Origin of the sequence: Hyphomicrobium sp. DY-1, from assembly GCF_047497105.1 — a bacterium.
GTDB lineage: Bacteria > Pseudomonadota > Alphaproteobacteria > Rhizobiales > Hyphomicrobiaceae > Hyphomicrobium_B.
In genome coordinates this window covers 1,482,751-1,497,679 of the sequence record NZ_CP134870.1, presented here as the reverse complement: position 1 = coordinate 1,497,679, position 14,929 = coordinate 1,482,751, and the positions used below count along the sequence as shown (strand labels likewise).

General features: G+C 60.3%; 11 protein-coding genes and 1 tRNA gene. 8 read left to right on the top strand and 4 right to left on the bottom strand.

The features are described 5' to 3' along the window. Positions 1-253: 253 nt before the first annotated feature. Positions 254-541: a hypothetical protein gene (locus RLW41_RS07035; protein ID WP_409561184.1), complete on the bottom strand. Its 288-nt coding sequence runs from the start codon at positions 539-541 to the stop codon at positions 254-256. 175 nt (positions 542-716) lie between these two features. Here RLW41_RS07035 and RLW41_RS07030 point away from each other — a divergent pair, with 175 nt between their 5' ends. The 5 genes from RLW41_RS07030 (at position 717) to RLW41_RS07010 (ending at position 5,501) form a co-directional block, all read left to right on the top strand. Beyond that, the gene (locus tag RLW41_RS07030) at positions 717-1,646 is read left to right on the top strand and encodes a ketopantoate reductase family protein (protein WP_414464042.1); all 930 of its coding nucleotides are present in this window, start codon (positions 717-719) and stop codon (positions 1,644-1,646) included. A gap of 114 nt (positions 1,647-1,760) precedes the next feature. After that, complete coding sequence (locus RLW41_RS07025; RefSeq protein ID WP_409561182.1) at positions 1,761-2,279, top strand: thioredoxin family protein; 519 nt, start codon at positions 1,761-1,763, stop codon at positions 2,277-2,279. 67 nt (positions 2,280-2,346) lie between these two features. Next, positions 2,347-2,433 (top strand) — tRNA-Leu (locus RLW41_RS07020). Between the two features lie 240 nt (positions 2,434-2,673). Beyond that, a complete protein-coding gene (locus tag RLW41_RS07015) occupies positions 2,674-3,534 on the top strand; it encodes a DMT family transporter (protein WP_414464041.1) in 861 nt (286 codons plus the stop codon). Positions 3,535-3,665: 131 nt separating this feature from the next. Next, complete coding sequence (locus tag RLW41_RS07010; protein WP_414464040.1) at positions 3,666-5,501, top strand: methyltransferase domain-containing protein; 1,836 nt, start codon at positions 3,666-3,668, stop codon at positions 5,499-5,501. A gap of 15 nt (positions 5,502-5,516) precedes the next feature. On the opposite strand, the gene RLW41_RS07005 is transcribed toward RLW41_RS07010, so the two are convergent. Then, positions 5,517-6,377, bottom strand: a complete 861-nt coding sequence (locus RLW41_RS07005; protein WP_414464039.1) for a DMT family transporter — start codon at positions 6,375-6,377, stop codon at positions 5,517-5,519. A 111-nt stretch (positions 6,378-6,488) separates the two neighbouring features. Between RLW41_RS07005 and RLW41_RS07000 the strand changes: the two genes are divergently transcribed. From RLW41_RS07000 to RLW41_RS06990, 3 genes are all read left to right on the top strand, one after another. Next, complete coding sequence (locus RLW41_RS07000; protein WP_414464038.1) at positions 6,489-7,910, top strand: PLP-dependent aminotransferase family protein; 1,422 nt, start codon at positions 6,489-6,491, stop codon at positions 7,908-7,910. 273 nt (positions 7,911-8,183) lie between these two features. Next, positions 8,184-9,380: an efflux RND transporter periplasmic adaptor subunit gene (locus RLW41_RS06995; RefSeq protein ID WP_414464037.1), complete on the top strand. Its 1,197-nt coding sequence runs from the start codon at positions 8,184-8,186 to the stop codon at positions 9,378-9,380. A gap of 1 nt (position 9,381) precedes the next feature. Continuing rightward, a complete protein-coding gene (locus tag RLW41_RS06990) occupies positions 9,382-12,528 on the top strand; it encodes a multidrug efflux RND transporter permease subunit (RefSeq protein ID WP_414464036.1) in 3,147 nt (1,048 codons plus the stop codon). 9 nt (positions 12,529-12,537) lie between these two features. Here the strand turns inward: RLW41_RS06990 and RLW41_RS06985 are convergent, their stop codons facing one another. Both RLW41_RS06985 and RLW41_RS06980 read right to left on the bottom strand, forming a co-directional pair. Further along, positions 12,538-13,443: a MipA/OmpV family protein gene (locus RLW41_RS06985; RefSeq protein WP_414464035.1), complete on the bottom strand. Its 906-nt coding sequence runs from the start codon at positions 13,441-13,443 to the stop codon at positions 12,538-12,540. Positions 13,444-13,645: 202 nt separating this feature from the next. Further along, the gene (locus tag RLW41_RS06980) at positions 13,646-14,905 is read right to left on the bottom strand and encodes an MFS transporter (RefSeq protein WP_414464034.1); all 1,260 of its coding nucleotides are present in this window, start codon (positions 14,903-14,905) and stop codon (positions 13,646-13,648) included. Positions 14,906-14,929: the final 24 nt, after the last annotated feature.

The following is a 14,929-nucleotide window of genomic DNA, read 5'->3' as shown; positions in this document are numbered from 1 at the left end:
ACAATCAACGTCTCGCCTTCTCTGACGTCATCCCGGCGCAGGCCGGGATCCAGCCAACTCGCACCATCCGTCATGCCAAAGGCCGCCTGGATGCCGACCTTCATCGGCATGACGATAATAGTGTGTGCGATTGGCGGCCGGCTCCCCACAGGGGAGTCGCCAATCGCCAACAAAAAAAGCGCCTTTCGCTTGAAAGGCGCTTGAGTTTTATCCGGACTGCTGGGCTTGAAATCCGGTGGGGTAATCGCCGAGATTAGTTCGTCAGGCCCTGCGCCTGCGGCAGCAGCACCGACACGATGACTGTTCTGCCATCCTTGACGGCATTGCCGACCCACTGGCCTTGCTCACCGCGATAAAGCGGCGAAATGCCCGTATAACCCTGATGCGCTAACTGCACGCGCGCCTGCTCGGCGTTTGCCGCGTTTGCGAGTTCGGCACTGAAAGCAGCCGCGGACGCGCCGTTGTTCGTCGCTGCTTCGTCGGCATAAGCCGGAAGCGCCATGCCGGTCAGCGCCAATCCAATTAACATTATGCGAGTCATGTAAGCTCCATTAAACTGCGCGGCGCACATGCCGCCTGTGATGAATCTGAGATAGACACTCAACCCGTTCACCGCCACACAACTCCCCGTGCGTCCGATCGCGAATGTCGTGAACAAGATGTGATCGACGGCCCGTTCGGTTGCATCGAATGATTGAAATGAGAGGCGAAACGCAATGAAACTGCTGTTCCTCGGCGCCGGCGCGACTGGCGGCTATTTCGGCGGCTATTTGGCGAAGGCTGGTGTCGACGTGACGTTTCTCGTCCGCCCGAAGCGCCGTGAGCAGTTGGCGCGCGACGGTCTCAAGATCGAAAGCGTGGACGGGCGTCTCGATATCCCCGTCAAAGCCATAACCCGCGACGAGATCGTCGCGCCGTATGATGCAGTCATCCTCAGCGCGAAAGCCTACGACCTCGACAGCGCGATAGAGGCGATCCGCCCGGCGGTCGCGGACAAGACACTGATTTTGCCGGTGCTCAACGGAATGAAGCATCTCGATACGCTCGATGCTGCGTTCGGCGCTGCGCGCGTGCTCGGCGGTCTTACCCATATCAGCGTGACGCTGACCGAAGACGGGATTATCCGCCAGTTTGGGCAATTGTCGACGCTGACGATGGGCGCGCGCTTCGCCGGGCAGAAGGCGGCGGCGACGGCGCTTTACGAGACACTCGCTCGCGGCATCGAAGCACGCCATGCCGACGACATCATCTTGGCGATGTGGGAGAAGTGGTACTTCCTCGCCGCCTTCGCAGCATCGACGTGTCTGATGCGCGCCGGCGTCGGCGACATCGTGCGCGCCGCGCACGGAGCAGAGTTTACGCTGAATGTGCTGAACGAATGCACCGCCATTGCCGGCGCGAACGGTTATCCGCCTCAGCCTGAGATGATGGAATTTTCGCGGACTTTCCTGACCGATCCGGCTTCGACATTGTCGGCTTCGATGCTGCGCGATATCCAGCGCGGTGGGCAAATCGAGGCGGACCAGATCGTCGGCGACATGATCCGCCGCGGCAGGGCGCATGGCGTCGCGACGCCGCTTCTCGATCTCGCTTATCTCCATTTGCAGGCTTATGAGAACCGCTGTGCGGCCGTTAAGCCCGGTTGATCGCTATAGAGCCCGTAGGATTACGACTTGTTAATCCGGCTGCAGCTTCTGCCTTGTTTCCAATTCGCCGTTGCGAGACTAATACGGAAATCATCTTCAGCCTGGAGATCCGGCATGATCCGTATGCTCGCCGCCGCTGTGTTCGCGCTGTTCGCTCTGACAGCAACGGCGGACGCGCGTGCTCCTGCACACGCTGACGAATGGAACGGCGCTGAGATTAATTGGCGCGACGCACGGTCCGGCATTTATGAATCGGCGCACACGGGCCGTCCTGTCATCATGGTATTTCACGCCACATGGTGCTCCGTCTGCAAACGGTTCCGCCAGGTCTTCAAGGACCCGGCCGTGGTTGCAGCTTCGCGCGATTTTGTGATGATCCTGGTCGATGCCGACCAGGAAAAAGAGGTCAATGGCGCCTTCCAGCCGGACGGTTCTTACGTCCCGCGCACGCTCTTTCTTGATTCGGATGGCAACGTCTCCGACAAGCTCATCGGAACCGATCCGCAGTATCCCCATTCCGTCAACGTCGACAGTCCGGCTGAACTGCTGGCGCTGATGAAGAAAGCGCACAGCGTCTACAACATTGCGCCTGCTGCGACCGACCCACAGCCATCCAGCGAAAGCCCGATCTGATAATTCTTCGGAACTTTTCCTCAGCGTGTTGCGCTCGCCCCTCTGACCCGCCATAAGGTCCAGCGACGCGGACGTGGTGGAACCGGTAGACACACAGGACTTAAAATCCTGAGATGGTAACGTCGTGAGGGTTCGAGTCCCTCCGTCCGCACCAAATCCATCTGCGATGCAAACAGCAGACATGATGCGATGACCATGTTGTCCTGCGACTGACGCATTAGGACACTGCCCATCAACTCCCCGTTGACACTTGGGGGCGCTCCCGCGTCAACGACGTGTGCGCTTCGCAACTCGTAAGCACCCAAGCTCTGGTTCGCGTCGCCTTTGGGATAGTTTTGGTCCATCGGCGGAGCAAAGTGGATCCGGTTAGCCCGCTTAGCGAAAGAGGATCACAATGGCGAGCCGAACCTATGGAATGTTGCTCGTTATCTTGTCAGCTATTCTTTGGAGCACTGCCGGTGCCTTCGTGAGGATGGCAAACCTTGATTCGTGGACGCTTATTGGGTGGCGGTCCCTGTTTGCATTCGTGACGCTCGCCGGGTTTGCAGCCTACGAGCATCAGAATAATTTGATAAAAGCCGTAACGGGGGTGGGGTCTTCTGGAGTTGTTGCGATCACGCTCTCTGTTCTGTCAACGATCGCATACATCTTCGCATTGAACCTGACGACCGTTGCCAACGTCATGATTGTGTATGCGACGTTGCCATTCATCGCTGCACTCATCAGCTATGTCTGGATCAGCGAACGGGTGACCGTGCGTCTGCTCGGCGCGGGGATCACGGCCTTTATTGGCATCGCCATTATGGCCGGGTCAGCGGCAACGGCGAAAGATATCCTCGGTATCATCGCAGCTTTCGTCATGACGGCAACCTTTGCTTCGCAGATCGTTCACGCGAAAGTTTACCCCAAGCTTGACTTGAACGTTGTCATGGCATTGGCGGCTGGAGCGTGCGCCCTGATTGCCATTCCCTTCATGAATCCTGGGCTTCCATCGCCGAGGGCCCTTCTGGCCTGCGCTTTGTATGGTGGCTTGACGTCCGGGCTTGCTTACGTTCTAGCGCTCAACGGTGGTCGCTACATTACCGCCGGCGAATCCGGATTCATTCAAATGCTCGACGTCGTGCTCGGCCCAGTGCTGGTCTGGATTTTCTTTGCAGAGCAGCCCGAAAATGCCGTGCTGGCCGGGGGTGCCATCGTGCTCTCGGCGGTTGTTTGGTATCTTGCGCCCGCCGTCCGCGCACCGGCCATGCCGTAATGCTGAGTGCCGGGAAGGTAACGTCGTGAGGGTTCGAGTCCCTCCGTCCGCACCATTTTGTCGAATTGACAACGACCGCGGGTATGCACGCTGGTACCCGACCCGCATTTCTAAACAGAGTCGTAAGCGCCTTGCGAAAGCGTGAATCGATAGCCCAGCTTGCCGAACACGCTCTGCGCTTGGCGCAGGTCGGCGAATTCGAAGGCGCCGCCGCATTTTTCGAGCAAGCCATCGCGCTCGACGCTTGCAATCTCGATCTGCGATACAACCTCGCCGTGGTTGAAGAAAACTTGGGCCACATCGGTAAGGCCGCGTCGCTGCTCATTGAGGTGTTGCAACGCAAACCAGCGAGCCCGTTCGCGGCGGCTTCGCAGTTGTCGCGGCTGTTCACCCGCTATCGCGTCGACGACGGTGCCGTTTTGACGGCCGCCGGCTTGAGCACCGCGCTGCAAACCCGCGACATCGCGCTTCAGCCGCTCACCGAGGCGGGCCTGCAATGGCTGTCGACGCAGAACGCAGATTGGCGTGATGGCATTCGTCGTATTGCAAGCGGCGAAATGAGTGAGCTGGAAGTGGGCCGCGCGATCCTCGGTAAGCTACGCCACCTCGACCGCGCAGAACATGAAATGCTTTGCCTCTGCCTGCGCGAGGGCATCGTCAAGAGCATCGACAGCGAACGCCTGCTCACCGGCGTGCGCGCAGCGATCTTGCTCGATAGTGGCCGCACGTTGTTCGACGACCGCGATCATTTCAATCTTGCGCTGGCACTGGTGGTTCAAGGCTGGAACAACGACTTTGCCTGGGCCGAAACCTCGCAAGAGACGGACGCACTTTCCGCCTTGAAGATCGAGCGCACCGCGCTTCTAGCGGCCGACATGCCGACGACGCGCGCGTTCCTGTGCGCGGCCCTGTATCGACCGCTGGAGGAGATCGTGTCGCCGCCGCTCGGCGTGGACGATATGCGCGCCTTGAAGCCAAAAAGTTTCCGAGAAACGCTCAGCACACAAATTCTCGAACGCGCTGACAGAGACGCTGCCGCCAAGTCGATCCCGGCAGTCGGAGCGCTTTCCGATGCGACCTCGCTGAAGGTTGCGCGCCAGTACGAAGCCTCGCCCTATCCGCGCTGGAAAACGGTTCAGCGTTCCGCGCCCGGCGCGCTGCAACGCTACCTCGGCCGCTTGATGCCTGCAGATTGCTTTGCGTTCATGGACAAGGAATGTGACGTCCTGATTGCGGGCTGCGGCACCGGGCAACAGGCTTTGATGTCGGCGACGGCGCATGGCCCCAAGGCGCGGCTGCTCGCCATCGATATCTCGCGGGCGAGCCTCGCCTACGCCAGCGTCATGGCCGCGCGAGAGAAGATCACCAACGTCTCGTTCCTCCAGGCCGACATTCTCGATGTTGCACGCCTGGAACGTCGCTTCGATCTCATCTATTGCGTCGGTGTCCTGCACCACATGGCTGACTGGCGTGCAGGCTGGCGCGCATTGCTGTCGTGCTTGAAACCGTCGGGCCTAATGAACGTCGGGCTCTACAGCGCGACGGCGCGGCGAGGCCTTCGCGACTTGCGCGACGATAAGGATTATCCCGGCGCGGGTTGTACGGATTCCGCCGCGCGCATCTACCGCCGGTCGCTACTGCTGCGTGATGATGAAACTCCGGCGAGCTACGTCAAGCAAAGCCGCGATTTCTATGCGCTCAACACATTCCGCGATCTCGTCCTGCACGAAAGCGAAGCGACCGTGACGATCGAGGAGATAGCACAGTTCCTCGATGATGAAGGCCTTGTGTTTCGCGGTTTCGCATTGGACGTGAACGTGCTGCAGGAATTCACAACTCTGTTTCCCGCCGCCGCCCCCGCCGGCACACTTGCCGACTGGGCGGCTTTCGAGCGGCTGAAACCCCACACGTTCGACGGCATGTACTACTTCTGGGTCGAACGTCAGGACAAACCCGCTGCCGGATAAGGGAATTACGTCACGTCATGCAAAGCGCCTGGCGAACATGACGCAAACCACGACCACGCCCGTCGCCGCGATCATTGTCCAGGCGACGGGCTCGTGCAGCACAAGCCCTGCGAACGCGAGGCCGAGAAACGGCTGCAGCAACTGCAGCTGACCGACGCTTGCAGTGCCCCCGATTGCCAGTCCGCGATACCAGAAGACAAAACCGATAAGCATGCTGAAGACCGAGACATAGGCCAAGCCCATCCACGCGGCCGATCCAATGTCGGCCCACGACGACGGCAGCGTCGCAATGGCGATCAGCAACATTGCCGGCGCGGCAAAGACCAGCGCCCATGATATGACCTGCCATCCGCCGTACTGGCGAGCGAGTTTGGCGCCTTCGGCGTAGCCCAAGCCGCAAACGGTGATCGCGCTGATCATCAGAATATCACCGACCGGCGACGCATTTCCCTCGTGACCGAAGGCGAAGCCAGCAACCGTCGCGCTTCCCACGATTGAGAAGAGCCAGAACAAGGGCTTTGGTCGCTCGCCCCCGCGCACGACAGCGAAGATCGCAGTCGCAAGCGGCAAGAGACCGATAAACACGATCGAATGCGCCGACGTGATGTGTTGGAGCGCGATCGCTGTCAGCAACGGAAAGCCGATGACGACGCCCGCTGCCACGATGCCGAGCGGCAGAAGCTCGCTGCGGTCGGGCTTTTTCTGCCGCAGAGCGATCAGCAGCATCGCCGCCAGCAGGGCAGCGATGACGGCGCGGGCGGACGTCAAAAACAGCGGAGAAAATCCAGAAACGGCGACGCGCGTCGCCGGCAGGGACCCGCTGAAAATGATCACGCCGATCAGGCCGCTGATCCATCCGTCGGCCGAGGATTTCATATCGCCTCCCATAGTGCTGAAGGCCGATAGACTTAGATGGGGCTGACTGGCGCGCCCAGACACAATGCAGTACAATTTCAAGAAACTGTACTGATACAAAAAGCCATACACATGAAGAAGCCGAAAAATCCCGGCGCAAGCCGCACCGATGCCGTCATGCACGAGATCCGGGCCAAAGTCGCAAAACGCACTTTGGCGGTCGGAGACCGATTGCCGTCCGTCCGCCGGTTCGCGGCGTCAATGGGTGTCTCACCGTCGACCGTTGTCGAAGCCTACGACCGGCTGGCGGCCGAGGGCCTGATCCGGGCGCGGAGAGGTTCCGGCTTCTACGTGTCGGGAACGGCGCTGCCGCCGCTCGCCTTCAAGGAATCCGGCCCCAAGCTCGATCGCGCCGTCGATCCGTTTTGGGTTTCGCGTCAATCTCTCGAAGCGGATGCACGCGTCCTGAAGCCGGGCTGCGGTTGGCTACCGTCAGATTGGATGCCGGGCGAGGACTTGCGTCGGGCCTTTCGCAAGTTCGCACGCGCCGACGATCATCTGCTGACCGAATACGGCAGCACGCGTGGAGCGATAAATTTGCGCCGCCATCTGCTCGCGCGATTCGCAGAAGACGCGCTTGAATTGATGCCGGATCAGCTTCTGCTGACGGCATCGGGCACGCAGGCGATTGATCTGATTTGCCGCTTCCTGCTGCGTCCGGGCGATACGGCTTTGATTGACGATCCCTGCTACTTCAATTTTCGGGCGCTTTTGCGCGTGCATCAGGTGAAGATCGTCGGCGTACCCTATACGCCGTCGGGTCCAGACGTTGCACGTTTTGAAGCTATCCTCGCTTCCGAACGGCCGCGCCTCTACATCACCAACTCCGCGCTGCATAATCCGACCGGTGCAACGATGTCATTGCAAACCGCCCATCGCCTGTTGAGCGCAGCAGAGGCGCACGACCTGACGATCGTCGAGGATGACATTTTCGCCGATCTCGAACCCGACCCGTCTCCGCGCCTCGCCGCGTTGGACGGCTTGAGACGTGTCATTCGTATCGGCAGTTTTTCGAAAACACTTTCGGCGTCGCTACGCTGCGGGTACATCGCCACGCGGCCCGATTGGATCGAAGATCTCGTGGATCTCCAGGTCGCGACCAGTTTTGGCGGCCCGAGCCCCGTCGCAACCGAAGTGCTGGCCGACGTGCTCACCGGCGGCGGCTATCGCAAGCACATGGATGAGCTTCGAGCGAAGCTGGCAAGGTTGCGCCGCCGGACGGCGGATAAACTACGTGATTTGAACATCGAGCCGTGGGTGATGCCCCGCGGCGGCTTTCACCTCTGGTGCAAGCTGCCCAATGCGCGGGATTCCGCGGCTGTCGCGCGAGCGGCGCTTAAGGAAGACGTTGTGCTCGCTCCAGGAAACGTTTTCAGCGTATCGGATAATGCGTCGGAATTTCTGCGCATCAACGTCGCACAATCGACCGATACGCGGGTATGGGACGTTATGCGCCGCGCCATCGACGCCGGAAATCACGGGGCGGCAGAATGATATTTCCGAATGTCGCGTGCCCGATTACCCTCGCGACGCTGTTGCTAAAGAATTTTCAAATACGCACGCAAATCATACGCGTCATTCACTGTGGGAAAGAGTTCCGCTTGTATAAGCGATAGTCTGGGCCTCGGGCTGTCCCTTGCCACTTTGTAACGCGATTTGTCGGACAGGCAGCGACGGAACTGCCTTTCTGAACCGTCGTTAATCGGGGGCGACGACCGGCCTCGGATACTTTGCATAGAAACGCATTAGGAAACGGACGTGTCGCGGATGCGTGCCAAAAATTTTGTCCTGCCGATAATCATCGCGCTCGTTGCGGGCGCGGGTTATGCGGCGTGGATGCGCGAGCATCCTGCCAGCGCCGAAAAGAAGAAGCCGGAAGAAGCCGTTCCCGCCACCGTCGCGACCGCGGAACGAAAAGACTTTCCCGTTTACTATGACAGCTTAGGCAACGTGCAGGCGTGGAATACCGTGACCGTGCGTTCGCGAGTCGATGGCGAGATCGACAAGGTTGCGTTCCAAGAAGGCCAGTTCGTCAAGGCCGGAGATCTTCTGATCCAAATCGATCCGCGGCCGTTTCAAGCGACGCTCGATCAGGCCGTCGCTAAAAAGGCTCAGGACGAAGCCGACCTCGTCAATCTAAAACGCGATCTCGATCGTTTCGTGAATGCGGGACCGTTGGCGTCAACGCAACAGCAGATCGACACGCAGCGCTCGGCCGTGAAGCAGCAGGAAGCATTGATCGCTGCCGACGCCGGCGCCATCGACGACGCCAAAGTGCAGCTCATATATACGACGATCCGCGCGCCGATCTCGGGCCGCATGGGGTTTCGCCTCGTCGATCAAGGCAACATCATCCACGCGACCGACACCGGCGGCGTTGCGACCATCGTGCAGATCGAGCCGATTGCCGTGATCTTCACGGAGCCTGAGCAAAAGCTTTTGAGCATCCTCGATCAGTTGAAGAACGGAGCGCTGCAGGTCGCAGCCTATACTCCGGATGGTAAGCGCGAACTGGGCAAGGGCAAGTTGTCGCTCGTCGACAATCAGGTCGACATGACGACGGGCACGATCAAGCTCAAGGGAAAATTCGCCAACGCCGATCATGTGCTTTGGCCCGGCCTCTCGGTGTCGACGCGATTGCTCATCCGAACGGAAAAGAACGTCGTCGTCATTCCCGATGCAGCCGTCCAGCGCGGCCCTGAAAAATTGTTCGCCTACGTTGTGCGTCCCGACCATCGGATTGAGATGCGCAAGCTTGTGGTCGGTGAGATCCAGAATGGCGAAGCCGTTATCAAAAGTGGCGTCGAACCCGGCGAGCGCGTCGTCACATCCGGTTACTATCGCCTTGCGCCCGGAACGCTCGTTGACTTGACTGAGCAGAACGATCGCAAGGAAAAGGCCGCCCACGCCACTGCGTCAGATATGACCGCGCGCCCGAAGCGCTCATCCGGCGAGGCCGAGTAACATGGACAGCGGCGGCATTTCAGGTCCGTTCATTCGCTACCCGATCGCGACGTCGCTGATCATGGTCGGCATTCTTTTCGTCGGCGTGATCGCATTTATGAATCTGCCGGTCGCGCCGTTGCCGCAGATCGATTTTCCGACCATTCAGGTTTCGGCCAATCTTCCCGGAGCAAGCCCCGAGACGATGGCATCGAACGTCGCGCAGCCGCTTGAACGGCAATTCGCGCAGATTCCCGGCGTGACGCAAACGACGTCGACCAGCGGCCTCGGCGTCACGACCATCGTCGTGCAGTTCGATCTCGATCGCGATATCGACGGCGCGGCCAACGACATTCAGTCCGCGATAAACGCCGCTGGCGGGCAGTTGCCGCAAGACCTTCCGCAGCCGCCGATTTATCGCAAGGTCAATCCCGCCGACAGCCCGATCCTGCTGCTTTCCGCCACCTCCGACGCCATGCCGCTGACCGAGGTTGACGACAACGCCGATACGAAACTCGCGCAGCAAATCAGCCAGATCAACGGCGTCGGTCAGGTCGTGATCGGTGGCGAGCAAAAGCCTTCGATCCGCGTTCAGCTCGACCCCGCGAAGCTTTATGCCCGCGGGCTGACGCTCGAAGATGTGCGAACGCCGCTCTCGATCACCACGGTGAACAGCCCGAAGGGCTCAGTCCAATCCGCCAATCGCGGCTATACAATCTACACCAACGATCAGCTGACCGACGCGAAGTCCTGGGACGACGTCATCATCGCCTACCGCAACGGCGCCCCGATCCGCATCAAGGACGTCGGCAAGGCAATCGTTGGGCCGGAAAATGATCAGGAAGCGGCGTGGGCCAACAACAAGCGCGGTGTCTTCCTGATTATCTTCAAGGAGCCGGGCGCCAATGTCATCGAGACAGTCGATCGCATCAAGGCTGAGCTGCCGCGGCTTCAGGCGGCAATGCCCAAGGCGCTCAAGGTGCATATTCTGAGCGATCGCACTCAGACGATCCGCGCGTCCATCGAGGATGTCGAATTCACACTGCTGCTCTCGGTGGCGCTCGTTGTTGCCGTTATTTTTGTTTTCCTGCGCAGTCTCTGGGCGACGATCATTCCAAGCGTGACGGTACCGCTGGCGCTGTTCGGTGCCTGCGCGCTGATGTATGTCTTGGGCTATAGTCTCGATAACTTGTCGCTCATGGCCTTGACGATCGCCGTCGGCTTCGTCGTCGATGATGCCATCGTCGTTCTCGAAAACATCGTGCGCTACGTCGAAGACGGCGAAAAGCCGTTCGATGCGGCGATGAAGGGGGCGCGTGAAATCGGCTTCACCGTCGTCTCGATCAGCATTTCGCTCGTCGCCGTCTTCATCCCGTTGCTGATGATGGGCGGCATTATCGGCCGCCTGTTCCGCGAATTTGCGGTCACCGTCACAATGACGATTGCCGTCTCGGGCTTCGTCGCGCTGACGCTGACGCCGATGATGGCCTCGCGCTTCCTGAAAAGCGAAAAGGACGTGCAGCGCGGACGCCTTTACAAACTGAGCGAACGTGGCTTTGACGCGCTGCTCAATGGCTACGGCCGCGGCCTCGATTTCGTTCTTCGCCATCAGTTCCTGACGCTGATGACATTCTTCGCGACGTTGGGGTTGACCGCTTATCTCTTCGTCACCATCCCGAAAGGCTTCTTCCCGCAGCAGGATACCGGCCTCATTATCGGCATCTCCGAGGCGGCCGAAGACACCTCATTCGACGCCATGATGAAGTATCAGGAGGAAGTCGGCAAAGTTGTTTCCAGCGATCCGGCTGTCGCGACAGTGGCAATGGCAATCGGCGCCGGCGGAACGACGCCCGCGCTCAACAGCGGCCGCGTCTATATCACCTTGAAACCCAAGTCCGAGCGCGATGCGTCGGCATTCCAGGTCATCCGCCGTTTGCAGCCGAAGCTCGCAAAGCTCGAAGGCGTTCGCCTCTTCATGCAGGCGGCGCAGGATGTGAATGTCGGCGGCCGCGCGTCGCGCACGCAATTCCAGTACACGCTTGAGGACGCCGACACTAACGAGCTTAACACCTGGGCGCCGCGAATCCTCGAAAAACTGAAGACGCTGCCGACGCTCCGCGACGTCGCGACCGATCAGCAGATGGCAGGCACGACGCTGAAGGTCGAAGTCAATCGCGATCAGGCCTCGCGTTACGGCCTGACGCCCGACGAGGTCGATGCGACGCTTTATGATGCGTTCGGCCAGCGGCAGGTCGCGCAGTACTTCACCCAGCAGAACAGCTATCACGTCATCATGGAAGCATCGCCCGAGGTGCAGGCCGACCCCCACAGCCTCGACAAGCTTTACATCCACTCGCCGACGACCGGCGGCCTCATCCCGCTCGGAACGATCGCTTCGTGGACGACACGGAAGACCGAACCGCTGTCGATCTCGCATCAGGGGCAGTTTCCGGCGGTAACGATCAGCTTCAATCTCGCGCCCGGCGCTTCGCTCGGCACGGCGACCAACCAGATCAGGGCCGCAGAGCGCGAGCTGCGCCTGCCGGCCTCGATGCAGACGACATTCCAGGGCAACGCTCAAGCCTTCCAGGCATCACTGACGACGATCCCGCTGTTGATCGCGGCAGCACTTTTCGTCGTCTATCTGATCCTCGGTATCCTCTACGAGAGCTACATTCACCCGATCACTATCCTGTCCACGTTGCCATCGGCGGGTGCGGGTGCGCTCATCACCTTGATGCTATTCGGCTTCGACTTCAGCCTGGTCGCCATGATCGGCGTTATTCTGTTGATCGGCATCGTCAAGAAGAACGGCATCATGCTCGTCGACTTCGCCATTCACGCCGAGCGCAACGAGCACCTGTCGCCGGTCGAAGCCATCCGCAAGGCGGCGCTGCTGCGATTCCGCCCGATCATGATGACGACACTTGCGGCGCTGCTCGGCGGCGTCCCGCTGATGATCGGTGCTGGAACAGGCGCTGAAATCCGCCAGCCGCTTGGCTATGCGATGGTCGGTGGTCTTGCGATCAGCCAGATCCTGACGCTCTTCACGACGCCTGTTATTTTTCTGTACATGGATCGGTTGTCGAACTGGCTGACGAAATCGGCGGAGGACTCTAAGGCGCCGAGTGACAAGGCGGGTCCTGCGAACGCCGCGCCCTCGCCATAACCGAAGCCGCTAATGGCTCCAGACGAACCTATACTTCGCGCCGAACGAAACGGTGAACTGATCCGGCGATCCCGCTTCGCTGACCAGGGGCGAATCCCCGGCGCTGCCGACCAGCCGCTCGTATTCGAACGACGCCATCGTCGAGAACTGTTCGGTCCATTTGTATTCGCCGTAAAGGCCGGCCCCAGCCGAGCGCACGCCCGCAGACGCTTCGTATTTCGAAAGGTGGGCGCTTTCCGCCTGCGCCGCATTCAAACCGTAGTAGGCATTCATGTAGTCGCTGTCTGCGATCGACAGTCGCGGACCGGCGGCGACCGTCCATTGCGTGGTCGGATGCCACACAAAATCCGAGCTCAGATCGAAAACCCAGCCTTCAGCACCATAGACGGCGTTGCGCGCTTCCAGGCGGGTGCGGAGCCATTCCGCCGGCCAATATTCGACGAAAGCGCCGATCTCAAGCGAAAGGTCAACGCCCGTGTTGCCGATCTCTTTCAGGCCGCGATCGCGCGTATTGCCGAAGTCCCAGCGGATCTGACCGACGGGACCGGCGCGGAAATTATCGGTCGAGAACAGTTCGTAATCGATGCCGTCGTTCGGCAGGCTCAGCCATTCCTTATCGCCGACCCGATGAAAGTCGACGATGGGCGAGCCGCCCAGATCGTAATGGCTTGAACCGGAAAACTCCGGCGAGATATTTCCCCAGGCGCCGAGCGTCACAACCCAGTCGGACGATGCCGTTGCGATGGTCGGATTGGCGATTGAGTTGTCGAACGGGCCGTCGGCGACCGCCGCATGCGGAGCAATGCAGGAGACCACCGCCGCCAAGAAACCGCTGCAGGCAACGGACACCCGACGCTGAACGCGTGATGCCGCTAGGCCATCCAAAGCAACGGACTTGCCCCGATTATGGGCCATAAAACACTCCAACAGCGCCCATCGGGATATGGTGTGCGCGCCCTATTGGGAAAATTAAAGAACCATAAATTCGTAAAAAAGATGTTCTGACGACCGCGAGACGGCGGCGATGACACAGATCAAGAAGCAGGAAACGGCGGCTAACAACTTGAGCCATCGCGAAATTCCGTCCGTCCAATGAGGATGATCCCCTGGTTGCGGCTCAACGCGCGATAGGGCTTTCATGTTCCTTATTTTCTGCAGTCCGCGTTTCAGGCAGCAGCAGCACAACTGCCAGGAAAGCCGCCAGTCCGATGCACGCCAGCGTCAGGAAGGCCGTCGATGCTCCGAAATCGTAGGCGATGATACCCGCCAGCGTCGTGCTGATCGACGCGCCGACGCCCATCGCGATGCCGACAAATCCGAGCGCCAGATTGAAGTTCCCCGACGTTCGCGTGACGTCCGCGACGGCGCCCGAAACCAGCACGCCGAGTGCCGCCGCTGAGATGCCGTCGAGGCATTGGATCGCCACCATGACGACCGGGTCCGAACTCGATGCCAGCAGCGCGGCGCGTATGGGCAGCGCCGCGAAGCCCAGCATTAGCAACGGCCGCCGCCCATGCCGGTCGCCATAGCGCCCGATCCATGGCGAGATCATCGCCACGACGAATTGCGGAACGATGATGCACAACGCGACAAGGATCGTCGCGGCGTCGCTCGCACGCTGCGTGATGAGGTTGGCGACAAGCGGCATGATCGACGCATTGGAAAGGTGAAACAGCGATACCGTTCCGGCCAGGATCAGCAGCGGCCGGTTCGACGCCAGCGTCCGTACCGCGTCGAGAATATCGTAATGCGCTTTGGGCTTCGGCGTCACTTCCTCGCGATGAAAGTCGGCGGGCGAGATCAGATAAAGCGAAAGCACCGCCGGAACAGTCATCGCCGCCGCGACGAAGAACACAGCCTGGCTCGAAAGATAATAACCGCACGCGCCCATGCTCGCCGCCGCGATCATGCTGCCGAGCGACGCAAACCGCGCGTTTCGCCCGAGCCGCTCGCCGATCAGGTTATGCCCGACGAGCCCCAGGCTGATCGCCGCGAGCGCAGGCCCGGTCACGACGCTCGCGAGAGAATGAAAGACTTGCGCGAAGAAGACCGCAGTAAACTGCGGCCAGATCGCAATCGAAAACGCCGCCGCGCCGATCATCAGTGTCGAGGTGGCGGCAAGTGTCCGTTCCCTTCCCATCGCATCGACAAGTGCGCCGCCGGGCACCTGTCCGATGAGCGCGATGATGCTGCCGACCGTCAACACAAGGCCAATGTCGGCGCTCGTCCATTTTTCCGACGTCAGATAGACGGTGAGAAACGGGCCGAACCCGACCTGGGCATCGGCGAGGAAAAACGCAAAGCCGTCGACGCCGAGTTGGCTCCTGCCTGTCGGCCTGATACCCGCGCGCCGCCAAAACCGAGCGATGCCGCGCATGGCGTCAGTCCGGCGCGCAAAGCA